Here is a 20,448-nt window from a genome sequence, read left to right as displayed (position 1 = left end):
CGCCGCGTCAGGATGCCCTTTCGAACGCCACGAGAGACCCCATCTCGTGCGGGCGATCCTGTCCGTGGAGAGATGCGGAAAATGCAGCGCCAGAATGCGCTGCGCGCTCGCCTGGAAAGCGAGTGACGGCTGATTGTTCGACGGTGAGAAACTGGCGGTCATGGGGGTTCCACTCCAGGAAGAGGGAGAGGGGGGCCGGATTGCGGCTCTTCTCCAGGGTGAGATGAAAAACCGGATTGCCGATGCTGCCGCCCAGCATCGAACCATCCGGCAGAGGCCGTTCCCGCGCGGGCGCAGGTTCGGCAAGAAAACGGACATGGGCGCTGCTTGCCTCTTCCTCCCCTGATTGCCGCAGGAGCAGGAGAGAGCGGCCAGCCGATTTCGCCCTGAGATGAAAGCGCCGGCTCTCGGCAAGGCCGAAAGATTTCGGATTGCCGCGAATTTCCAGGATCGTCGTGATGAAAGCACCGCTTTCCAGCGCCGTCTCCGCAAGCCAGAGCGCATCCTCCAGCTTGCGCGGACTTGCATGCAGAAAGAGCTCCGGCCGCAATCCGAAATCCTTGAGCCCCACCGCATAGGGCACACCGGCCTCGATCGATCCGACCTTGTCGGCGATCCAGAGAACGGGATTTTTTTCCTCTGCCCGATGCTGCAGCGCTGCCGCGAGCGCCAGAGCAAAGCCGCTGCTGACGCCCGCATCACGAAACATCCGGGTGCGGATTTCAATCAAGGCATCGAGCGGCAAGCCGCCTTCGAGGGCTTCGTCCAGCTGAGGAACGCCGAAGGAGAATTGTGGTGCCTTCCCCCCCTTTCGTGGTGCATTTCCGGCAGCCGCAGCTTCCTGCTCCGCTGCTGCCAGCGCCGGAACCGGTTTGCCCTCGAGTTTCGCAATGGTTTCGCGGAGCGCAAAAAGCCGCTCGCGCGTCACGGCCGTCTGTGCCATGACGTTCACTCCAAGTCAGAATTGTTCCTGTTATGTTCTTATGGATTCCAGACCTGTCAGGAAGAGTCAACAGCGATTTGATGTGAATTTATTCCTGCCGTTGATTCCACACTCGAAAATCCTTCGCAAAGGTTCTATATGGGCGGCAAAGAAAGGGGTTTTTGATGGCCCGCATAGACCAGAGCGAGGATTGGCGTGATCGCCATGCACCGACGCTCAGCTCATTTGAATCGCTGGCGATGGAGGCCTACAGCCACCTGCCGGACGAATTTCGTTCTCTGACCGCCAATCTGACGATCGAGATCGAAGATTTTCCTGATGACGACGTTTTCGAGGATATGGCGCTGGAAACGCCTTTCGATCTGCTCGGCCTTTTCGAGGGCCGGGGCATTTCGGAACGTTTCACGATGGAAACCGGCGAACTGCCCAACCGCATCCGCCTCTACCGTCGTCCGATCCTCGATTACTGGGCCGAGAACGACGAAACGCTCGGCGATATCATCACCCACGTCCTCATCCACGAAATCGGCCACCACTTCGGCCTCAGCGATGACGACATGGAGCGGATCGAAGAAAGCGCCGAAGAAGCAGCCGACCGATAGATATTACTGCTCGGAGAGCTTCATATCCGGGTGGTAGTCCTTGCCTTCGACGTCCTTGACGATCGCCTGGGCAGCGATGACCTGCTTGGTCTCGGCGTTGAAGGTGACCGAGGGAGAGCCCTGCAGCGACCAGCCCTTGTTGAGGGCATCGGTGACGCGGTGGCAGAAGGCGGCATCGTCCTGGCCGGTCAGAAGGCGGTAAAGCTTCATATCATGATTTCCGTTCAGCAATGAGGCGGGATTTATGAACCAGACCTTCGGCCTGGGCAAGATGCAGACGCTCGATCATCCGGCCGTTTGAATTGATGACGTTGAGGCCATCGGTCGCAGGATCGGCAAAGGCAGCGATGATCTCCTCGGCTTCGCGGATTGCCGCCTCACCAGGCGCAAAATGCCGGTTGGCGGCATCGATCTGCGCCGGATGGATCAGCATCTTGCCGTCGAAGCCCATGGCGCGTGCCTGCGCGCATTCGGCCTCGAAGGCATCCGCATCCTTGAAATCGTTGAAAACGCTGTCGATCGCATCGAGGCCGTAAGCCCGCACAGCGAGGATCACCTGCATCAGCCATGGCACCAGATAGGTCCGCCCCGGCTGCGGCAACACGCCAGTTTCCTTGCGCAGGTCGTTGAGACCGACGACGAAGCAATCGAGCCTCGAGCCAGCGGTGCGCCCGAATTCAGCGATCGCCGCGCTGTTCAGAATACCCCGCGGCGTCTCGATCATCGCCCAGATCCGGAGCGTATCAGGCGCGTCGGCATCGCCAAGCATGTCACTGATCGCCATGACATCCTGCGGCTCGCTGACCTTCGGCAGAAGCACCGCATCCGGCTCCAGGGCGCGCACCAGCTCCATATCGGCAAGGCCGAAACCGGAAGAGAGCGCATTGATGCGGATGATCCTCTCTTTGCCTTCGAGCGCCGGGCCAGCAAAGAAAGCCTTCAGGTTTTGCCGCGCCTCATCCTTCTTTTCCGGTGCAACCGAATCCTCCAGATCGAAGATCACGGCATCGCAATCCAGCACATGGGTCTTCTCCAGCGCCCGGGCATTGATCGCGGGAACGCTCAGCACCGAACGGCGCAGAGTAAAGGAACGGGCAGGGGAATTTCGGCTCATCACGAATGTGTGCCAAGCTTTGTGAAGGCTGACAAGACAACAAAAAGCCATGCTTGCCTTGCAAGGAGGGAAATCAAGGACCACATTCCTTTCGAAGAGAGGTCTAGAATTATGCAGAATATCCGTTCCATCTTCCTCATGCTGGCAGGCGTCACCGTATTCGTGGCGCTGGCGCTGTTCACCTTCTCGGTCACGCTCACCGTCGGCGTCATCCTGACCGTGCTGATGGTTGGCCGCGCAATGTCGCTGAAGATGAAACCGGCTCCGGTGCGCGCCAAGGCGAAGACCCAGCAGCGCGAAATGCGCATCTGGAACGATGGCCGCGGCACGATCATCGATCTCTGATTTCAGAGCCAGCTTAAGCCTTCACGAAAAATTCTTCAGGGCGCTGTAGGCGCGCGTGTGATCTCTACGTCCTTGAGACGGACGGCTACGATGCCGGACCTTCAAAATCAGGAGATGGAGGAAAGAATGAGCACGACGGAAAACGCACCCGCCAAGATGCCGCCGGTCAAGAATGGCCTGCTGCCCTATCTGACTGTGGATGGCGCTCTCAAGGCTGCGGAATTTTACAAGAAGGCATTCGGCGCCGAAGAGGCCTATGTCGTTCCGGCCGACGAAAAGGGCCGGACGATGCATGTGCATCTCTACATCAATGGCAGCTCGCTGATGCTGTCGGATGCCTATCCCGAATATGGCCATCCCTTCAAAGGTCATGAAGGCTTCGCCATCCAGCTTGTCATTGACGATATCGATGCCTGGTGGAACCGCGCGGTCGCTGCCGGCGCCGAAGTCATCATGCCGATCGAGCTGATGTTCTGGGGCGACCGCTACGGCCAGTTGCGCGATCCCTTCGGCGTCATCTGGGGTCTGAACGAGGCATCGAAATAGCCGCCCATGCGATGCGGCAGGCTGCGCGAAACGCCGCGCAGCCGCCACTTTGGAAAGATTCTCCTTCATTTCGGCAAAAAACTGGACTAGATGCTGATCAACGAAAGTACATCCGCTGAATTTGGAGTCTAGGTCATGGATAAATTCGTGAAGCTCACCGGCGTTGCCGCGCCCTTGCCCGTCGTCAACATCGACACGGACATGATCATCCCGAAGGATTATCTGAAGACCATCAAGCGCACCGGCCTCGGTACCGGCCTCTTCGCCGAAGCCCGCTACAACGAAGACGGCTCGGAAAATGCCGATTTTGTGCTGAACAAGGCCGCTTACCGCGATGCTAAGATCCTGGTTGCCGGCGATAATTTCGGCTGCGGCTCTTCGCGCGAACACGCCCCGTGGGCGCTGCTCGACTTCGGCATCCGCTGCGTCATTTCCACCAGCTTCGCCGACATTTTCTACAACAACTGCTTCAAGAACGGCATCCTGCCGATCAAGGTCAGCCAGGAAGATCTCGACAAGCTGATGGACGACGCGTCGCGCGGCTCCAACGCCATTCTGACCGTCGATCTGGAAAATCTCGAGATCACCGGCCCGGATGGCGGCTCGATCAAGTTCGATCTCGACGCGTTCAAGCGCCACTGCCTGCTGAACGGCCTCGACGATATCGGCCTGACGATGGAAAAGAGCAAGGCGATCGACAGCTTCGAAAAGCAGAACAGCGCTTCGCGCCCCTGGGCTGCCTGAAACATCGGAAACGACGGACAAAAAAGCCGGGCTCTCGCCCGGCTTTTTTCATTTTGATTAGAGAAACCGCTCTTTCCAGACCTTGAGCTTGTCGAGCGAAACGCCGATACCGCCGCAGACTTCGATCAGCGGATTTTCGAAGCGCGACAGCAGACCGGCATGGACATCGGCGACCGCAAGTGCGGCCCCGCAGGCGGGCTCGACGAGAATGCGGTGAGCATCCGCAAATTTCAGGCAGGCGGCCACCGCTTGCGCATCGGTCACCGTCACGCTTTCGATCGGATGATGGCTGGGCAGATCGAAGACATGCTGCGCCACCTGCCGCGCACCGAGCGAATTGGCGATCGAGGTGATCGCAGGCAGGGTGATGCGCTCCTTCGCCTTCAGCGCCTCATGGAAGGAAGCAGCTCCTTCGGTCTCGACGGCAATCACAGGCACATTATCAAGACCATTGCGCTTCAACCCGGCAACGATACCGGCAAGCAGGCCGCCGCCACCGACGCTGACGACGACGCAGTCGAATTTTGCGCCTGAAGCCACAGCTTCATCGATCAGCGTTCCATGCCCTTCCCAGAGCAGCGGATGGTCGAAGGGATGAACATAGGCGGCATTCCGGGCTTCGGAGAGTTTGATCGCATAGGCGTTCGCCTCATCGAAGACCGAGCCGTGAACCAGCACAGAAGCCCCGGCCGCCTCGATCAACTGCCGAACTTCGGCGGATGTCGTCTCCGGCACGACAATGGTCACGGGCACGCCGAGCGCCCGCCCGGCAAAGGCCGCCGCGATCCCAGCATTGCCGCCTGATGCGCAGAAGATTTCCTTTGCCCCATTCTCCACCTCATGTTGGCAGAGCCTGCTGACGCCGCGCATCTTGAAGCTTCCGGATGGCTGCAAGGCATCGAGCTTCAGCCATAGCGGCTTGCCGCTGGCGCTGTAATCGGCGGCGCTGCGCAGGAGAGGGGTGTTGAGATGCAATGGGGACGGGGACATTTTCAATTCCATTTCTTGAAACCTGACGGTCTTCTTGGCCCGGAGACAAGCAGGGGTCAACACTTCGCTGCCGGCCGGCACCGCGGCAAACCGTACCGATTCAGCCTCTCCCTTGCTTGAAATGCCGATTTCCGGGGTCTAAGAAGCCGCAGCTTGTTTTTCCTTCGGAGGGTTTCATGACAGCGCGCAATCTCTTCCTGCTGCCGGGCGACGGCATTGGTCCTGAAGCCATGGGCGAAGTCCGCAAGATCATCGCCTACATGAACGAGGAGATGAAATCAGGTTTCGTGACCGACGAAGGCCTCGTCGGCGGCTCGGCCTATGACGCACATGGCCAGGCGATCTCGGAAGCCGACATGCAGAAGGCGCTCGCCGCCGATGCCGTTCTCTTCGGCGCCGTCGGCGGCCCGAAATGGGATGCCGTACCTTACGAAGTTCGTCCGGAAGCCGGCCTGCTGCGCCTACGCAAGGATCTGGAGCTCTTCGCAAACCTTCGCCCGGCGATCTGCTATCCGGCACTCGCTTCCGCCTCCTCGCTGAAGCCGGAGCTGGTCGAAGGCCTCGATATCCTCATCATCCGCGAACTGACCGGCGGCGTCTATTTCGGCGAACCGAAGGAGATCATCGATCTCGGCAACGGCCAGAAGCGCGGCATCGATACGCAGGTCTACGACACCTACGAGATCGAACGCATTGCCGGCGTGGCCTTCGAAATGGCCCGCACTCGCCAGAACCGCGTCTGCTCGATGGAAAAGCGCAACGTCATGAAGTCTGGCGTGCTCTGGAACCAGGTGGTGACGGCGACACACAAGGAAAAATATTCCGACGTCCAGCTCGACCATATGCTGGCAGACGCCGGCGGCATGCAGCTCGTCCGCGCGCCGAAGCAGTTCGACGTCATCGTCACCGACAACCTATTCGGCGACATGCTCTCCGACGTTGCCGCCATGCTGACGGGTTCGCTCGGCATGCTGCCGTCGGCTTCGCTCGGCGCGCCTGATGGCAAGACCGGCAAGCGCAAGGCGCTCTACGAGCCGGTCCATGGCTCGGCCCCTGACATTGCCGGCAAGGGCATCGCCAACCCGATCGCCATGATCGCCTCCTTTGCTATGTGCCTGCGTTACTCCTTCAACATGGTCACCGAAGCCGACAACCTCGAAAAAGCGATCGCCAACGTTCTCGACAAGGGCATCCGCACCGGCGACATCATGGCCGACGGCTGCAAGCAGGTCGGCACCATCGAGATGGGCGCGGCAATCCTTGCGGAATTCAAGGCGCTCTCGGCCTGATATTTCACGTGAAACGCTTTTCAAGGCCCTTCGCGCAGCCGCGCGGAGGGCTTTTTCATTGAAGCCGGCTCCTCGTCTCCCTATCTCCCCCGTGCCAACGACGAAGGGACAGAATGAGCGACACCGCCGGACCGAAGCCAGGCTTCCGAACCTATCTGAAGAAGCGCTATGAGGCGCGGCGCACGATCCATCGGCGGGTTCCCTGGAAGGCCTTCGCGCTCTTCGCCATTAATACCGTCGCCATCGCCTTCTTCGTCTTCGACCGGCCGCTGGGCCAAGCGGTAAAGAGCCTTTCGCCGCCGCTCGTCTCGTTTGCAGGCGACGTCACCGATATCGGCAGGCTCGCCTGGATTCTTGCCGGTCTGCTGACGATCCTGGTCACCGGCTACGTGGTTCGCCGCCGCCTCTGGAAGGTGCGCAGGCGATTCCGCATGGCCTATTTCGGCCAGATGGCCGCCTATGTCGGCCTTTCCGTCATCCTGGCCAGCGCCATCGCCAACCCGCTGAAATTCCTGATCGGCCGCGCCCGGCCGCTGCTTTACGAGCAGGAAGGCATCTTCAGCTTCACGCCCTTCAGCTGGGATTTTCTGCACCAGAGCTTTCCGTCCGGGCATTCGGCCAATATTGGCGCGCTGTTCATGTCTCTGGCGCTGCTCTTTCCGCGCTTCCGGCTGGTGTTCATCGGCATCGGCCTCTGGCTCGGCGCGACACGCGTCATCATCGGTGTCCATTATCCAAGCGACGTCGCGGCCGGATTGGCGCTCGGCGCATGGCTTGCCTTCGCGCTGTCGATTGCTTTCGCGCGTTTCGGCTTCGTCTTCTCAGTCGGCCGTGAAGGCTGGCCAATACCGCGGCTCAGCCGTCTGATCTGACCGTCTTCGTAAAAAAACTGTCGCCACCCGATGCTACCGTCGCACTGTTCTCGATATTGATTTTTGAACGGATCGAATTGGATGCAGGCGATACTTTCTTCGCTCGACAGGCGCTGGCGGCGCAGCACCTGCCGGATGCCACAACTGCGCTGGCAGACCTGCCTGTTCATCACTTTCAATGCCGTTCTGCTCTCCATGCTGCTGCTGGATGGTCCTGTCGGCGCCGGGCACGTGCCGCCCGCCATGCGCCGCCTCGGCCGTATCCTCACAGATTTCGGCACCTCCGGCTGGATCATCATCACCAGCGCCTTTCTCTTCTTCGAAGGCCTTGCAGCTCTTCGCGTCGTCAGATCGCTGCGCACCCGCATTCAAGCACTGCAGATGTGCTGGATCGGCGCCTATCTGTTGATCTCCATCGCGCTCTCCGGCATCCTCGCCAACATCCTCAAGCGGGTGATCGGCCGCGCCCGGCCGCAGCATTTCGACGACTACGGGATCTTTTCCTTCTCGCCCTTATCCGGACACGCAGCCTTCGAAAGCTTCCCTTCGGGACATGCGACGACGATCGGTGCCTTCTTCGCCGCGCTATCGCTTCTCTTTCCCCGATACCGCGTCGTTTTCCTCGCCTGTGCCCTATGGCTCGGCATGACCCGCGTTATGGTCAGCGCTCACTATCCGAGCGACGTAATTGCCGGACTGGCGCTGGGTGGCTGGTTCTCGTTGATGATCGCCATCGTCTTTTCGCACTACGGCGTGCTCTTCAAGCTCGCTGACGGCTGGCCCGCTCCGAAACGGCTGCTGCGCGCATAAAAAACCCGGCGCCTTGTGAGCGCCGGGTTCTGTCGTCTCAATCTATCCAATCTTAGTCGGCGTGGATATCGCGGTTCTTGGTTTCCGGCAGGAACAGCAGGCCGATGACCAGCGTGATGCCTGCGAAGACGATCGGATACCAGAGACCGTAGTAGATGTCGCCGGCAGCCGCGCTCATCGCGAAGGCCGTTGCCGGAAGCAGACCGCCGAACCAGCCGTTGCCGATATGGTAGGGCAGCGACATGCCGGTGTAGCGGATACGGGTCGGGAAGAGCTCGACCAGAAGCGCTGCGATCGGGCCGTAGACCATCGTCACGTAGAGCACGAGAACGAAGAGTACGGCGATCGTACCGATCCAGTTGACGCGTGCCGGATCAGCCACCATGGCGAAGGTGCCGCCACCGGCGACCGTATAGACCGCCATGTCGGTGACGCCATTGGCTTCCTCAGCCGTCAGCAGCTTGCCAGCGATCAGCTTGTCGGCAGGCGAGGTTTCCTTCTCGCCGGCGCGGATCGTCTCGGCGTTCAGGTTGAGCTCCGGGTTAGCCGCGATAAAGGCATCGAGCTTGGAATCCGGAACCTTGGCGGCGCCGCGGTTCAGCGGGTAACCGGCATCGTGAAGCGCAATATTGGTGCTCTTCTCGAAGGCTGCGGTCATGCCCTTGGCCTTGTCGCCAGCGGCGATGACGTCGAAGCTGGTGATGGTGGCATCGCTGATCTTGACCGTTGCCGGCTGTCCGGCAGGGCCGGGCACCACGTCGTAAGGCACGGAGTTCTTGGTCAGGAACGCCGTTGCCACGTCGCAGGAGCTGGTGAACTTCGACGTACCGGTCGGGTTGAACTGGAACTTGCAGTCTGCCGGATCGGCGGTCACCGTTGCGCGGATCGAAGCCTGTGCCTCATAGAGGGCCGGATTGGCCATATAGGTCATCGCCTTGAACAGCGGCTGGTAGGTGATGGCGGCGATAAGCAGACCCGCCATGATGATCGGCTTGCGGCCGATCTTGTCCGACAGCGAGCCGAAGACGACGAAGAACGGTGTCGCCAGGATCAGCGCGATCGCCACCATGATATTGGCCGACTGCAGATCCACCTTCAGAACGTTCTGCAGGAAGAACAGCGAATAAAACTGACCGCCGTACCAGACGACAGCCTGACCCATCGTTGCACCGAGCAGCGCGATGATGGCGATCTTGGCATTCTTCCAGGTGCCGAAGGCTTCCGTCAGCGGTGCCTTCGAACCCTTGCCCTCCGCCTTCATCTTCTGGAAGGCCGGGGATTCGTTCATCTTCAGACGAATCCAGACCGAAACGCCGAGCAGCAGAATGGAAACCAGGAACGGAATGCGCCAGCCCCAGGCCGCAAATGCCGTCGTACCGAGTATCTGCTGCACACCGATAATGACGATCAGCGACAGGAAAAGGCCGAGCGTTGCCGTCGTCTGGATCCAGGATGTGAAGTAGCCGCGTCGGCCATTCGGCGCGTGTTCCGCGACATAGGTCGCAGCACCGCCATATTCACCGCCGAGCGCCAGACCCTGCAGCAGGCGGAGCACGATCAGGATGATCGGAGCCGCGATGCCGATGGTCGCCGCACCCGGAAGGATACCGACGAGGAAGGTCGAGAAACCCATGATCAGGATCGTGACCAGGAAGGTGTATTTGCGGCCGACGAGATCGCCGAGGCGGCCGAAGACCAGAGCGCCGAATGGACGGACCAAGAAGCCTGCCGCGAAGGCAAGAAGCGTGAAGATGTTGCGCGTGGCTTCGGGATACTGGGTGAAATAGGTGGCACCGATATAGGTTGCGAGCGCACCATAGAGATAGAAATCATACCATTCGAAGACCGTACCGAGCGACGAGGCGAAGATGACCTTCCTTTCCTCGCCAGTCATCGGACGGGCTTTTGCGCTCTCGGCGCTTGCGATATTTGCCATTGTCTGTCCTCCACAGAATGATGAGCAGCAAGGCGCGTCCCAAACTCTCCTCAAAGTATGCCCCTGGACGCGGCTCGCCTGTGAAGAGTGTGGCAGAAAAGGATTCGGATAAAGAGAGCGGCTTTGGGATTATGACTTTAGTCTAACGTGTTTGCACAGCTTCGCGTAGCAGCCTGCATTATCACGCCCTCAGGGCTTCAGCCGGAGATTGCCGGTAGGCCAGAATCGCAGGCAGCGCAGCAAGAACGGCGCCAAATGCAATCAGCACTCCGGCCATCATCAGGTCGGCCCGGACAAAGCCCACCGGCATGACAATACCGCTGCTGGCGCTGAAGAAACCGGAAAGTAGAGACGCTGCGCAATAGCCCAGCGCAAAACCGCCCGCGATGCCAAGGGCGATCAGCGCAAAGAACTCGCCCCAGACAATACCGAAGATGGCCAGGCGCGGCGCGCCGAACGCCCTGAGCGCTCCGATCTGGCGGCGGCGCTGACCGATATGGATGACGGTCACCAGGATCAGCGATGCGGCGACCAGCCCCTGTGCGCCGGATGCCACCGCGACCAGAATACGCTTCGCATCGCCGAGCGTTGCGTAAAGATTGGTCAGCACTTCGCCCGGAAAGACCGCGACCGTGTTGCCGCTGCGATAGTCCTGCCGCAGCTTGTAGGCATCCGCGATCGACTTCGGCTTGACGAGAATGGCGGGCAGGCCAGGCAAGTCGCCGGACCAGCTATCATCGACCGCGTGATCACCCTCGTGATCGTGGTCCTCATGGGCCGCATTATCGGATTCAAGGCCATGGATATGCCAGACCGCTTGGATCGGTACCAGGATCGCCCGGTCCCAGGCGGTCCCGGTCGGCTTCATGCGGCCGGTCACGCGATAAGCGATTTCGGTATGGGTGTGACCGCCGGTTTCGACTGAGCCATGCATCGGCTTGATCTCAAATCCGAGCGGCAAGCTGACCGCTGCGCCGACAACGGCTTCGTTCTCCGCGGCAAAGCCACGACCCTCGCTGAACCCGCCGGAGAGATTGTCGGGCAGGGCCAGGCTGGTGCCGGCGATCGGATAGCCGGAAAAGGAATCGCCGAAGCCGATCGGCGAAACCCAGGCGACCCGCGGATCGGCAGCCAGCTTGGAGAGAATACTACCCGGCATCAGCGGCAAGGGCGAGGGCTGCAGGAAGACGGATGACAGCACAAGCTGCGTCTCGCTGCCGCCAGCGCCGATCACGAGATCGAACCTGTCGGCCGCCCGCGCGCTGCCGAGCCGTAACGCCCTTTCCTGCAGGACGACAGCAACGCCGAGTGCCGTTGCCAGGGCAACCAGCAGGACCACGACGAGCGAACCTGCCCAGAGTCGGCGAAGATCGGCGGCCATGAACCGGATCATGCCGCCACCTCGTTGCTGAAGGCGTCTTCAACGATGCGTCCCGAGGACAGCAGCAGGCGGCGGTCCATGCGGCCTGACAGATGCGGATCATGCGACACGACGATCAGCGTGCTGCCTTCCGCAATCGCCAGATCAAGCAGCAGGTCGCCGATGACGCGGCCGGTTTCGGCATCAAGGCTGGCGGTCGGCTCGTCTGCGACGATGACGCCCGGCTTGCGCAAAAGCGCACGCGCAATCGCCACCCGCTGCATCTCGCCGCGCGACATCGTCTCGATGTTCTGATTGGGCCGTGAAAGGCCGGTCCGCATCAGCAGTTCATGCGCACGCAGCACCATCTGAGCATCAGCAACACGCGACAGACGGGCGGGCAATAGAATGTTCTCGATGGCCGAAAGCCCCGGAAACAGATGAAAATCCTGCATTACGAGTCCGATGTTACCCGCTCTGAAGCGGTCGCGGTGGCTCTCGGACAAAGCGCAGATATCGTCACCGTTCCAGCAGACGGATCCGCGCACCGCACGTTCCAACCCGGTAATGATGTTGACGAAGGTGCTCTTGCCTGAGCCGGAAGCCCCGGTCACCGCAACCCGGCTGCCGGCAGACAGCGCCAGCGCGCCGATCTCAAGCGCCGGTGCGTTGAGTCCGCTGAACGTCACCGACAGATTGCTGATCTCGAGCGCCAGCATCAGACCGCTGAATATTCGGCCTGGCGCAGGCGCAGCAGGCTGACGAAGCCGGTTTCGGGATCGGTCCACGAGCCGTATTCGAGAATGCCGCGCACTTCGATCGTCTGGCTGGGCTGCACGAAGGTCTGCTTCTCGTCGAGATAGACGACGGCGATATTGTCGGGCCAGTCGGCATCAGACGAGCAGAATGGGCAGAGCGACATCGGAATTTCCGTCAGCACGAAAAACTGCGCTTCCGCTTTCAACGGCGGCGCCATGAAGCCGCGCATGCTGATTTGCCTGCCGGCGAGCGCCTTCACCTTTATTCGACGCCGAGAACGCCGAATTTCCCATAGAGCTCATCGAAGCTGAGCGTTGCGTCGGCAGCTTCGACACATCTTGCAGACATCAGCACCGGCAATGCCATCATCATACCGAAAAGGCTCCGGCGTGTGATCCTATGCATATCAAACTCCTTGCAAGTTCCCGGCCGCAGATCGGCGGCCGGGAAGATTACGCGGAAGAGGCGGTTCACCGCGCTCCGTCAGTTGGTCTGTTTGACACCGAGTGCAAAAGCGTCGGCGAGTACCTTGTAGACATCGCTCTGCTCCATGTAACCGCGGAAGCCTTCGGAGCCCGGACCATCCGACTGCAGGACGACGTCATCGACGGCATGAACGCCGCTGTCGCTGCTCTTCGGAATGTTGCCCTGAACGAACACGGCACCGGGAACATCCTTGTATTGTTCGTTGGCGACATATTCCTTCTTTTCGTTCTGCACGGCAGGAACGAACGGACCGTCGAGCTTCGGGCGGAACGTCTCGTAATGGTCGGGGCCGTTATTCGCACTGAGGAAGAGGCGGCGCGTGACGTCGATCTTGTCGGGATAGCCGTCGCCGTTGTCGTCGGTATAATTCGGGAAGCCCGCTTCGGCATAGGTGCCTACCTTTTCGCGCATCTCCGTGCCCGGCTTTTCGTCATCGACAGTACCGATGATCGAAACGCCATGGGTGTGGTCGCCGGTGACGACGATCAGCGTATCGGGATGGGCCTTCTGGAATTCGCGGGCAAGGCCGACGACCTTGTCGAATTCGATGGTGTCGACGACGGCGCGGTCCCAATCGAGCGGATGGGACATCTTGTCGATCGACGAACCCTCGACCATCAGGAAGAAACCGTCGGGGTTCTTGGACAGGCGATCGAGCGCGACCGTTGCCATCTCGACGAGACCCGGCTGGTTCGGGAATTTCTCGACGGTGCCCTTTTTTAGAAATTCGCGATCGAGCGTGACGTCCATGTTGCCGGTATGGAAGAGACCGAGAAGGTTGCCTTCAGCCGATGCGTTGGCTGCAAGCTCGTTCTTGTCGATGGCAAGCTTGTAGCCGGCGTCCTGGAAGAGCTTGATGTAGTCCTTGTCATCCTTGCGCTTGGAGCCCGGAATGTTCTTTCCGAGGAAGTAGGCAGAACCGCCGCCGAGGACGACTTCCGGCTTCACATCGAGAAGCATCCCGACGATATCGGCCTTGTCGTTGCGATTGCGCGTGTGGGAGACAACCGCAGCCGGTGTGGCGTCCTCGATTTCGGCGGTCGCGACAATGCCGATCGACTTCTTGGTCTGGCGGCGGATCGCTTCCGCAATCGTCTCCACGCGCGGGTCGTCGAGCGAGTCGGGCGTGCGGTCCGCATAAACGCCGATCGCGTTGACGGCTGTCTTGTGGCCCGTCATGTAGGCCGACATGGTATTGGCGGAGTCGGTGGCGACAGCGTTGGTTGCCGATGTGCCGATGAAAGCTGCCGGCGGCACATCGTCCATGTTGAGGCGGCCATTTGCCTTGCCTTCGGTCATACCCTTAGACATGATGCGGGCAGCGGTGCGATGCGCAACGGACAGGCCGTCGCCGATCAGGAAGATGACGTTCTTGGCTTTCGGCGCGTCGCCGGTGCCATAGACGTTCCAGGTAACCGACTTCTTCTCGTCGCCGGCGGAGACTTCGACCTTGTAGTCGCCGGGTGCGGCGATCGTCAGGCCACGCAGGATGACGGCGGAACCGAGTGCCTTGTCGTCCTTACCCTTTTCAAGCTCTACAAACTTGGCCTCGCCCCCGAGAGCCGTCTTGTAGTCCTGACCGTTGACCGTGATCTTCACGTCCTCGGGCTCTACCTGCTTGCTGAGCTCAACCTTGAAGTCAAATGGCGAACCGGCAAGAATCGTTGCGCGATCAAGCGGATAAAGCGTGGTCGCCTGCGCGGCACCGGCAAGAATCGTCGTGGCCGCCAGAGCGGCAAAAATCATACGCATGGAAAACCCCCGTTTTCGTTGCAGTAAATGAACAACGGGCCGGAGATAGCCTTGGGGGATGACATGTCGATGACACCGGTATGACAATCTGCCGCACCGACACCAGGCGCCGCCCGCAGGCGTAAAAACCTTGACTCCTGTGGAAAACGTTTTATGAGCAACGGCGGAAAAGGAATTATCCATGGTTCGCTTCGAACACGCCATTGCTGCATGCAATGACCGGGCACTGAGTGCCGGGGTGGATATTGCCGTTCCGGTTTCTTCCAAAACCAAGGCCAAAACGACGACGAAAACCGTCTGACGTCTCTGGCCTGCCGCTCTCTCCCCGGCTCGGCTGGGGACAGGAAGCCGCGATGATTTCGCGCTTTCCCCCCTCACCGGACAAGAGGAGAGAAGAGAAAGAGAGCTGAAAATGGGTTTCAAAGTAGCAGTCGCGGGAGCAACCGGAAATGTCGGCCGGGAAATGCTCAACATCCTCTCCGAGCGTGGCTTTCCGGCTGACGAAGTCGTAGCACTTGCCTCCTCGCGTTCGCAGGGCACGGAAGTGTCCTACGGCGACAAGACGCTGAAGGTCTTCAATCTCGAAAACTACGATTTCTCCGACACCGACATCTGCCTGATGTCTGCCGGCGGCGAAGTCTCCAAGAAGTGGTCGCCGAAGATCGGCCAGCAGGGCTGCGTCGTCATCGATAATTCCTCGGCCTGGCGCTATGATCAGGACGTGCCGCTGATCGTGCCGGAAGTGAACCCGGACGCCATCACCCAGTTCACCAAGCGCAACATCATTGCCAATCCGAATTGCTCGACCGCCCAGCTCGTCGTCGCGCTGAAGCCGCTGCATGATTTCGCCAAGATCAAGCGCGTCGTCGTCTCCACCTACCAGTCCGTTTCCGGCGCCGGCAAGGATGGCATGGACGAGCTCTTCAACCAGACGCGCGCCGTCTTCGTTGCCGATCCGATCGAGAACAAGAAGTTCACCAAGCGCATCGCCTTCAACGTCATTCCACATATCGATAGCTTCATGGAAGACGGCTATACGAAGGAAGAGTGGAAGGTTCTGGCCGAAACCAAGAAGATGCTCGACCCGAAGATCAAGGTCACCTGCACCGCAGTTCGCGTGCCTGTCTTCATCGGCCATTCGGAATCGGTCAACATCGAATTCGAAAACGAGATCACCGCCGATCAGGCCCGCGACATCCTGCGTGATGCACCGGGCTGCCTCGTCATCGACAAGCATGAGAACGGCGGCTACATCACGCCTTACGAATCTGCCGGTGAAGACGCCACCTTCATCTCGCGTATCCGCGAAGATGCGACGGTCGAAAACGGTCTCAACATGTGGGTCGTTTCCGACAACCTGCGCAAGGGTGCCGCGCTGAACGCCATTCAGATTGCCGAGCTTCTCGTCAATCGTGGCCTCATCAAGCCGCGCAAGCAGGCCGCCTGATACCGAATATTAACCATAGCTTGCTATCAGCCTCGCATGTCGTCAGACTTGCGGGGCTTTCTTTGAACCAGCCAGGCGGCAATCGTGCGGCAGGCGGCCAATCTCGCCAAAAGGTGATCGTGACAAAATCACCCTTGGCTGGCATTCTGCCCGGCATTCCAGCGACTGCAGATCGAGATCGGGGTTTCTCATGCGCATGACAAAATTCTTGGTGGCGGCCATCGCGGCGGTGGGCGCTTTCCATGCAGTTCCGGTAGCGGCCAACGCCGCGCAATGCGGCAATAATGGCGCCGGCTTCGATGCCTGGGTGCAGCAATTCAAGCAGGAAGCTGCAGCACAGGGCGTCAGCCAGTCGGTTCTGAGCCGTGCATTCGCCAACGTCGCCTACAATCGTCCGACGATTGCTGCCGACCGTGGCCAGAAGAGCTTCAAGCTGTCCTTCGACGCCTTCATGCAGAAGCGCGGCGGTGCGGCGATCATTTCCCGCGGCAAGGGCATGAAGCGCTCCAACCAGGCTCTCTTCACGTCGATCGAACGCCGCTACGGCGTGCCGGCCGGCCCGCTGATCGCGATCTGGGGCATGGAAACCGGCTTCGGCAGCTATATGGGCACGCAGCACACGCTGTCAGCCGTTTCGACGCTGGCCTATGACTGCCGCCGCTCGGACTATTTCACCGACCAGCTCTATGCTGCCCTGCAGCTCGTCTCTGAAGGCTATCTGAGCCCGCAGGCGCGCGGCGCCGCACATGGCGAGATCGGCCAGACGCAGTTCCTGCCGCGCAATGTCGTCCGCTTCGGTGCCGATGGCGATGGCGATGGCCGTGTCGACATGGTCGGCTCGCGTGCTGACGCGCTGGCATCGACAGCAAACTTCCTGAAGGGTCACGGCTGGCGCGCAGGTGCCGGCTATCAGCCGGGCGAACCGAATTTCGTCGCTATCCAGGGCTGGAACGCGGCAACCGTCTACCAGCAGGCGATCGCCTATATCGGCCAGCAGATCGACGGCGGCCAGTAAGCCACCCATTTGCAATTGAATTGAAGGCGCCGCTTGCGGCGCCTTTTTCATTTGGCCTCGGCTTTGACCGTTGTGGCCTGCGGCACCAGCGGACCCGAGACGACACGGTTACGTCCGGACGCCTTGGCTGCATAGAGCGCCATATCGGCGCGCTTGACGAGATCTTCGAAATTGTGCGTGCCACCGCCAAGCGTCCGGCCGGCGCAGCCGAAGCTCGCGGTCACCGAAAGACATTCGCCGCCGGGAAGATCGATCATCGCAGCCTCGATGGCAGTGCGAACGCCCTCGGCAATCTCTGCTGCCTCATCCGGCGACGCATCGGGCAGCAAGGCCAGAAATTCCTCGCCGCCATGCCGGACCAGCAGGTCGAAGCTGCGAAAATGCTGCTTGGCCGTTGCCGCGACATGGCGAAGCACGATGTCACCCGCATCATGACCATGAATATCGTTGATCTTCTTGAAGTGATCGAGATCAAAAATCACGACGGAGATCCAGCGCGAACCGCTTTCCGCCTGGGCAAAGAGCGCTGCGGCAGCCGCCTCGAATCCGCGGCGATTGTAGAGACCGGTCAAGAGATCCGTCTGCGCAGCGCTTCTGAGTTCGCCAACCAGCGCCTCGCGCTCGCGTGACAGGCGCGAGATCATCCTCAACCCCTTGGTCGCCAGCGTGGCAACGACACCAGCAAGAACGAGCAGACCGCCGCAGAGAACGAGAACCAGCGTCATGTGAAGATGCGAACGCTTGGCGAGCGCCTCTCCGGTGCGGTGGATATCCGCAGCGGCTTCGCCGATCTTTCCCTTGAGAAAATCGATGCGTTCGGCCTGCGCGCGCGACCACTCGTCGCGAACGGCAGCATGCGGACGCGCCTCCCGCGTCAATATCGCGTCGGTCACGGCATCGGCACGAACCTGCGCGGGGCTCTTCAGGTATTCCATGATCGCCGCAACCAGCGGCGACGAACTGTGAAACACCATATGGTCCATGCCCGCCGCCTGCATGGTTCTGCCCTGCATGAAGAGGTCGCTGGAGCGAAGGCTGTAATTGTGTTCGTTGAGGTAGCGCGTGCCGAGTGAGGTGATCAACCGCTCGGCATAATAGGTAAGCAGCACGCCCATCAGCTCGTTCGACTTTCCGAGCAGCACCGGATCCTGGATGAGCGGCGAAAGCGCATCGACGACATCGAGCTGTTTCATCGCCGCCTGCCAATAGACATAGACAGGATCGCTCCCGGCATAGAGCCCGCGATCAACCGCCGCGCGGATAGAGACGATGCGGCTGTAAGCCAGCGCGAGATCGGAAAGCTCAGCCCCCAGATTTCCGTCAAGCTCGTCGACCGGCGGCAGACTACCTTTGAACTTCTGACGTTCACCGTCGAGCTGCTGGCGGCTCTGCTGCATCGCTGCAGCGGTTTCGCTGCCTGGATGAGCGAGATACTGTCGCGTCGCGACGATCTCACCCAAAATTTCTGTCGCCGCAATCGTGCCGCCTCGCGCCAGCACGTCGGCGAAGCGGTAGTCCTTCTCAAGCGACAGATATTGATGAAATGACGAACGGACAACCAGAACGCCTTCGGCGATCATGAACATGAACGGCAGCAGAATTGCCGCCAGAATGATCTTGCTGGTTGTCTCAAATTTCATCGAAGGCCGCCGTAAGCCGGTGGTTGAGGGTGCCTGTCGATGAAATCTTAACGGGATTCCTTAAAGAACCCATAAACCTATAGGCTAAGGCCTATGCTTCCGGGCGGATAAAATCCCGGCTTTCCGCATCCATGACCCACAGTTCGCCGGTCGAGATATCGAACCAGGCGCCGTGCAAGGCAATCTTGCCTTCCTTCTCGAGGGCTTTGACCTCGGGGAAAGTCCGCAGATTGTTGATCGAGTTGCGGATCGATACACGCTCCAGCGCCGTCTGCCGCTCGGTCTGGGTCATGATATCGTTGCTGCCGATCTGTTCGGCAGCGTCCTTCACCAGCGACATCCAGCGGCCGATGAAGTCACCCGGAGACAGCGGCTCAGCGCTTGGATCGAGGGCAGCTCGAATGCCCCCGCAACGGCCATGCCCCATGACCACGATGTCGGTCACCTTCAGCGCCTGCACGGCGAATTCCAGCGCCGCGGATGTGGCGTGAAAATGCCCGTCGGGTTCATAAGGCGGAACGAGATTGGCGACGTTGCGGATGACGAAGAGCTCGCCCGGACCGGCATCGAAGATCAACTCCGGTGCCGCACGGGAGTCGCAACAGGCAATGACGAGTGTCGTCGGGTTCTGGCCGTTTTCCGCAAGTGTCTTGTAACGGTCGCGCGCATCTGCGTAGCGCCCGCTCATGAAGTTGCGATAACCGTCCAGAAGTGTTCCAGGAAAACGCTGCATAGGATTTCGATTAACGCTTGGTGCGCAGAAGATCAACTGCTGCAGTGCAAAATGAGTCGCTGCTATTTCTTGCGCCGCTGTGCCGGATGCAGCAAATGGCGCATCTGCACCATCGCCATCGGCGTTGCGAGGCTCGATGCGTCGCTCGCCAGCGTCAACTCGTCGCTGCCGCGCTTGACTGCCCGCGCCAGAACTTCATAGACGCTGGCCGTTGCCAGTTGCAGCGCCTTTTCATCGTCCATGCCGGAAAGCAGCCGCGACAGGAAAAGAGCCGCAAGAAGATCGCCGAGCCCGTTCGGCGGATTATCGATGAGCCTGTGTTCGGCCAGCAGCGCATGCCGGCCCGAGAGATAGAGATTGCCGGTCCCACCCGTCATCATCGGCACCGCCGACGTGACCAGCATTCGCGACGGACCGAGCGATAGCGCTGCCTCCATCACCGCTGTGTTGTCATCGAGAGGCGCGCCTGCCATCCAGGCAAGCTCGTAGCGGTTCGGTGTTGCCAGAGATGCAAGCGGGATCAAGTGATCGCGGATTGCTTCGGCTGTCGCCTGCGGAACATAGAGACCGCCGAGATCGCCCATCACCGGATCGCAGACGTAGAGCAGATCGGGATTGTCCTGGCGCAGTGCGCCGATCAGCCGGGCGACGGATTTGGCCTGTGCGGCATTGCCGAAATAGCCTGTCAGCACCGCCTTCACTTCGCCGATCCAGGGCGCCCTGACCAGATCGTCGATCGCCGCATCGAAATCGGCCTCGGCAAATGTCAGCCGCGTCGAGCGCCCGTGACCGGGATGCCATGGAAGCACGACCGTCGGCAGGGCCCAGACCTGGTGTCCCAGTGTCTCCAACGCAAAGACGGCGGCACGGTTGCCGACCGAACCACGCACGACATGGCTTGAAATGACGATGACCGTTCCGGCGGTGGTATTTTCTGGCATGGTGATAGCCCTGAACCTGATGCGCAGTTGATCTACTTTTTACGCCACGCCTGTCAACCATTGTTCATCTCTGCGTGGAAAGGTCGCGAAGTAGCAGTCCAAAGTCGGCCGCAAACAATATTAG

Annotated in this window: 20 protein-coding genes and 2 pseudogenes; 10 read left to right on the top strand and 12 right to left on the bottom strand. The window is 60.3% G+C overall.

Annotated elements, in window-relative coordinates:
- Positions 1–7: 7 nt before the first annotated feature.
- Positions 8–943 carry an ImuA family protein gene (locus tag AC1DV9_RS10275; protein WP_477947638.1) on the bottom strand — a complete coding sequence of 312 codons (936 nt, stop codon included), beginning with the start codon at positions 941–943 and terminating at the stop codon, positions 8–10.
- A gap of 164 nt (positions 944–1,107) precedes the next feature.
- Here AC1DV9_RS10275 and AC1DV9_RS10270 point away from each other — a divergent pair, with 164 nt between their 5' ends.
- Positions 1,108–1,545 carry a metallopeptidase family protein gene (locus tag AC1DV9_RS10270; RefSeq protein WP_112385959.1) on the top strand — a complete coding sequence of 146 codons (438 nt, stop codon included), beginning with the start codon at positions 1,108–1,110 and terminating at the stop codon, positions 1,543–1,545.
- 3 nt (positions 1,546–1,548) lie between these two features.
- Here the strand turns inward: AC1DV9_RS10270 and AC1DV9_RS10265 are convergent, their stop codons facing one another.
- Complete coding sequence (locus AC1DV9_RS10265) at positions 1,549–1,755, bottom strand: DUF1737 domain-containing protein (RefSeq protein ID WP_112517868.1); 207 nt, start codon at positions 1,753–1,755, stop codon at positions 1,549–1,551.
- Between the two features lies 1 nt (position 1,756).
- Complete coding sequence (locus tag AC1DV9_RS10260) at positions 1,757–2,659, bottom strand: HpcH/HpaI aldolase/citrate lyase family protein (RefSeq protein ID WP_477947636.1); 903 nt, start codon at positions 2,657–2,659, stop codon at positions 1,757–1,759.
- A 111-nt stretch (positions 2,660–2,770) separates the two neighbouring features.
- On the opposite strand from AC1DV9_RS10260, the gene AC1DV9_RS10255 reads away from it, so the two are divergent.
- From AC1DV9_RS10255 to leuD, 3 genes are all read left to right on the top strand, one after another.
- The gene (locus AC1DV9_RS10255) at positions 2,771–3,004 is read left to right on the top strand and encodes a hypothetical protein (protein WP_477947635.1); all 234 of its coding nucleotides are present in this window, start codon (positions 2,771–2,773) and stop codon (positions 3,002–3,004) included.
- A gap of 126 nt (positions 3,005–3,130) precedes the next feature.
- Complete coding sequence (locus tag AC1DV9_RS10250; RefSeq protein ID WP_310296560.1) at positions 3,131–3,550, top strand: VOC family protein; 420 nt, start codon at positions 3,131–3,133, stop codon at positions 3,548–3,550.
- Between the two features lie 135 nt (positions 3,551–3,685).
- Positions 3,686–4,294 carry a 3-isopropylmalate dehydratase small subunit gene (gene leuD, locus AC1DV9_RS10245; protein ID WP_477941054.1) on the top strand — a complete coding sequence of 203 codons (609 nt, stop codon included), beginning with the start codon at positions 3,686–3,688 and terminating at the stop codon, positions 4,292–4,294.
- Between the two features lie 57 nt (positions 4,295–4,351).
- Here leuD and AC1DV9_RS10240 read toward each other — a convergent pair whose 3' ends face one another.
- Complete coding sequence (locus AC1DV9_RS10240) at positions 4,352–5,284, bottom strand: pyridoxal-phosphate dependent enzyme (RefSeq protein WP_112540390.1); 933 nt, start codon at positions 5,282–5,284, stop codon at positions 4,352–4,354.
- Between the two features lie 176 nt (positions 5,285–5,460).
- Between AC1DV9_RS10240 and leuB the strand changes: the two genes are divergently transcribed.
- The 3 genes from leuB (at position 5,461) to lpxE (ending at position 8,255) form a co-directional block, all read left to right on the top strand.
- Positions 5,461–6,573, top strand: coding sequence for a 3-isopropylmalate dehydrogenase (gene leuB, locus AC1DV9_RS10235; protein ID WP_112385966.1), 1,113 nt, complete (start codon positions 5,461–5,463; stop codon positions 6,571–6,573).
- A 113-nt stretch (positions 6,574–6,686) separates the two neighbouring features.
- Positions 6,687–7,445 (top strand): phosphatase PAP2 family protein, encoded by a 759-nt coding sequence (locus AC1DV9_RS10230; RefSeq protein WP_477947632.1) that lies wholly within the window; start codon positions 6,687–6,689, stop codon positions 7,443–7,445.
- Between the two features lie 81 nt (positions 7,446–7,526).
- Entirely contained in the window at positions 7,527–8,255 is a 729-nt protein-coding gene (lpxE, locus tag AC1DV9_RS10225; protein WP_477947631.1) for a lipid A 1-phosphatase LpxE, read from the top strand.
- Positions 8,256–8,307: 52 nt separating this feature from the next.
- Here the strand turns inward: lpxE and AC1DV9_RS10220 are convergent, their stop codons facing one another.
- The 5 genes and pseudogenes from AC1DV9_RS10220 to AC1DV9_RS10200 form a co-directional block, all read right to left on the bottom strand.
- Complete coding sequence (locus AC1DV9_RS10220) at positions 8,308–10,191, bottom strand: MFS transporter (RefSeq protein WP_477947629.1); 1,884 nt, start codon at positions 10,189–10,191, stop codon at positions 8,308–8,310.
- A gap of 181 nt (positions 10,192–10,372) precedes the next feature.
- Positions 10,373–11,584: an ABC transporter permease gene (locus tag AC1DV9_RS10215; protein WP_477947628.1), complete on the bottom strand. Its 1,212-nt coding sequence runs from the start codon at positions 11,582–11,584 to the stop codon at positions 10,373–10,375.
- Complete coding sequence (locus tag AC1DV9_RS10210) at positions 11,581–12,270, bottom strand: ABC transporter ATP-binding protein (RefSeq protein ID WP_477947626.1); 690 nt, start codon at positions 12,268–12,270, stop codon at positions 11,581–11,583. Before AC1DV9_RS10210 ends, AC1DV9_RS10215 begins: the two co-directional genes overlap by 4 nt.
- Positions 12,270–12,715, bottom strand: a pseudogene (locus AC1DV9_RS10205) (hypothetical protein). Before AC1DV9_RS10205 ends, AC1DV9_RS10210 begins: the two are co-directional and overlap by 1 nt.
- A gap of 78 nt (positions 12,716–12,793) precedes the next feature.
- Positions 12,794–14,548 carry an alkaline phosphatase gene (locus AC1DV9_RS10200; protein ID WP_477947625.1) on the bottom strand — a complete coding sequence of 585 codons (1,755 nt, stop codon included), beginning with the start codon at positions 14,546–14,548 and terminating at the stop codon, positions 12,794–12,796.
- 117 nt (positions 14,549–14,665) lie between these two features.
- On the opposite strand from AC1DV9_RS10200, the pseudogene AC1DV9_RS10195 reads away from it, so the two are divergent.
- The 3 genes and pseudogenes from AC1DV9_RS10195 to AC1DV9_RS10185 all read left to right on the top strand — a co-directional run.
- Positions 14,666–14,849: pseudogene (locus AC1DV9_RS10195) on the top strand (hypothetical protein); the annotation flags it as partial.
- Positions 14,850–14,960: 111 nt separating this feature from the next.
- The gene (locus AC1DV9_RS10190; protein WP_112385973.1) at positions 14,961–15,995 is read left to right on the top strand and encodes an aspartate-semialdehyde dehydrogenase; all 1,035 of its coding nucleotides are present in this window, start codon (positions 14,961–14,963) and stop codon (positions 15,993–15,995) included.
- Between the two features lie 190 nt (positions 15,996–16,185).
- On the top strand, positions 16,186–17,010 hold the full coding sequence (locus AC1DV9_RS10185; RefSeq protein ID WP_112385974.1) for a lytic murein transglycosylase: 825 nt from the start codon (positions 16,186–16,188) through the stop codon (positions 17,008–17,010).
- 47 nt (positions 17,011–17,057) lie between these two features.
- On the opposite strand, the gene AC1DV9_RS10180 is transcribed toward AC1DV9_RS10185, so the two are convergent.
- The 3 genes from AC1DV9_RS10180 to pdxY all read right to left on the bottom strand — a co-directional run bounded on the left by AC1DV9_RS10180 (position 17,058) and on the right by pdxY (position 20,324).
- Entirely contained in the window at positions 17,058–18,650 is a 1,593-nt protein-coding gene (locus AC1DV9_RS10180) for a diguanylate cyclase (protein ID WP_477947624.1), read from the bottom strand.
- A gap of 91 nt (positions 18,651–18,741) precedes the next feature.
- Positions 18,742–19,383 (bottom strand): carbonic anhydrase, encoded by a 642-nt coding sequence (locus AC1DV9_RS10175; protein WP_477947623.1) that lies wholly within the window; start codon positions 19,381–19,383, stop codon positions 18,742–18,744.
- 62 nt (positions 19,384–19,445) lie between these two features.
- The gene (pdxY, locus tag AC1DV9_RS10170; protein ID WP_477947622.1) at positions 19,446–20,324 is read right to left on the bottom strand and encodes a pyridoxal kinase PdxY; all 879 of its coding nucleotides are present in this window, start codon (positions 20,322–20,324) and stop codon (positions 19,446–19,448) included.
- Between the last annotated feature and the right edge of the window lie 124 nt (positions 20,325–20,448).

It is taken from the genome of Rhizobium sp. 01L410 (assembly GCF_056400165.1).
The sequence above is the reverse complement of the archived record's forward strand: the minus strand, read 5'-3'. Positions and strand labels throughout refer to the sequence as shown.

Bases quoted from the DNA above. Each gene is read 5' to 3' on its own strand.
- AC1DV9_RS10275 (WP_477947638.1), bottom strand. From the start codon at position 943: ATGGCACAGACGGCCGTGACGCGCGAGCGGCTTTTTGCGCTCCGCGAA.
- AC1DV9_RS10270 (WP_112385959.1), top strand. From the start codon at position 1,108: ATGGCCCGCATAGACCAGAGCGAGGATTGGCGTGATCGCCATGCACCG.
- AC1DV9_RS10265 (WP_112517868.1), bottom strand. From the start codon at position 1,755: ATGAAGCTTTACCGCCTTCTGACCGGCCAGGACGATGCCGCCTTCTGC.
- AC1DV9_RS10260 (WP_477947636.1), bottom strand. From the start codon at position 2,659: ATGAGCCGAAATTCCCCTGCCCGTTCCTTTACTCTGCGCCGTTCGGTG.
- AC1DV9_RS10255 (WP_477947635.1), top strand. From the start codon at position 2,771: ATGCAGAATATCCGTTCCATCTTCCTCATGCTGGCAGGCGTCACCGTA.
- AC1DV9_RS10250 (WP_310296560.1), top strand. From the start codon at position 3,131: ATGAGCACGACGGAAAACGCACCCGCCAAGATGCCGCCGGTCAAGAAT.
- leuD (WP_477941054.1), top strand. From the start codon at position 3,686: ATGGATAAATTCGTGAAGCTCACCGGCGTTGCCGCGCCCTTGCCCGTC.
- AC1DV9_RS10240 (WP_112540390.1), bottom strand. From the start codon at position 5,284: ATGTCCCCGTCCCCATTGCATCTCAACACCCCTCTCCTGCGCAGCGCC.
- leuB (WP_112385966.1), top strand. From the start codon at position 5,461: ATGACAGCGCGCAATCTCTTCCTGCTGCCGGGCGACGGCATTGGTCCT.
- AC1DV9_RS10230 (WP_477947632.1), top strand. From the start codon at position 6,687: ATGAGCGACACCGCCGGACCGAAGCCAGGCTTCCGAACCTATCTGAAG.
- lpxE (WP_477947631.1), top strand. From the start codon at position 7,527: ATGCAGGCGATACTTTCTTCGCTCGACAGGCGCTGGCGGCGCAGCACC.
- AC1DV9_RS10220 (WP_477947629.1), bottom strand. From the start codon at position 10,191: ATGGCAAATATCGCAAGCGCCGAGAGCGCAAAAGCCCGTCCGATGACT.
- AC1DV9_RS10215 (WP_477947628.1), bottom strand. From the start codon at position 11,584: ATGATCCGGTTCATGGCCGCCGATCTTCGCCGACTCTGGGCAGGTTCG.
- AC1DV9_RS10210 (WP_477947626.1), bottom strand. From the start codon at position 12,270: ATGCTGGCGCTCGAGATCAGCAATCTGTCGGTGACGTTCAGCGGACTC.
- AC1DV9_RS10200 (WP_477947625.1), bottom strand. From the start codon at position 14,548: ATGCGTATGATTTTTGCCGCTCTGGCGGCCACGACGATTCTTGCCGGT.
- AC1DV9_RS10190 (WP_112385973.1), top strand. From the start codon at position 14,961: ATGGGTTTCAAAGTAGCAGTCGCGGGAGCAACCGGAAATGTCGGCCGG.
- AC1DV9_RS10185 (WP_112385974.1), top strand. From the start codon at position 16,186: ATGCGCATGACAAAATTCTTGGTGGCGGCCATCGCGGCGGTGGGCGCT.
- AC1DV9_RS10180 (WP_477947624.1), bottom strand. From the start codon at position 18,650: ATGAAATTTGAGACAACCAGCAAGATCATTCTGGCGGCAATTCTGCTG.
- AC1DV9_RS10175 (WP_477947623.1), bottom strand. From the start codon at position 19,383: ATGCAGCGTTTTCCTGGAACACTTCTGGACGGTTATCGCAACTTCATG.
- pdxY (WP_477947622.1), bottom strand. From the start codon at position 20,324: ATGCCAGAAAATACCACCGCCGGAACGGTCATCGTCATTTCAAGCCAT.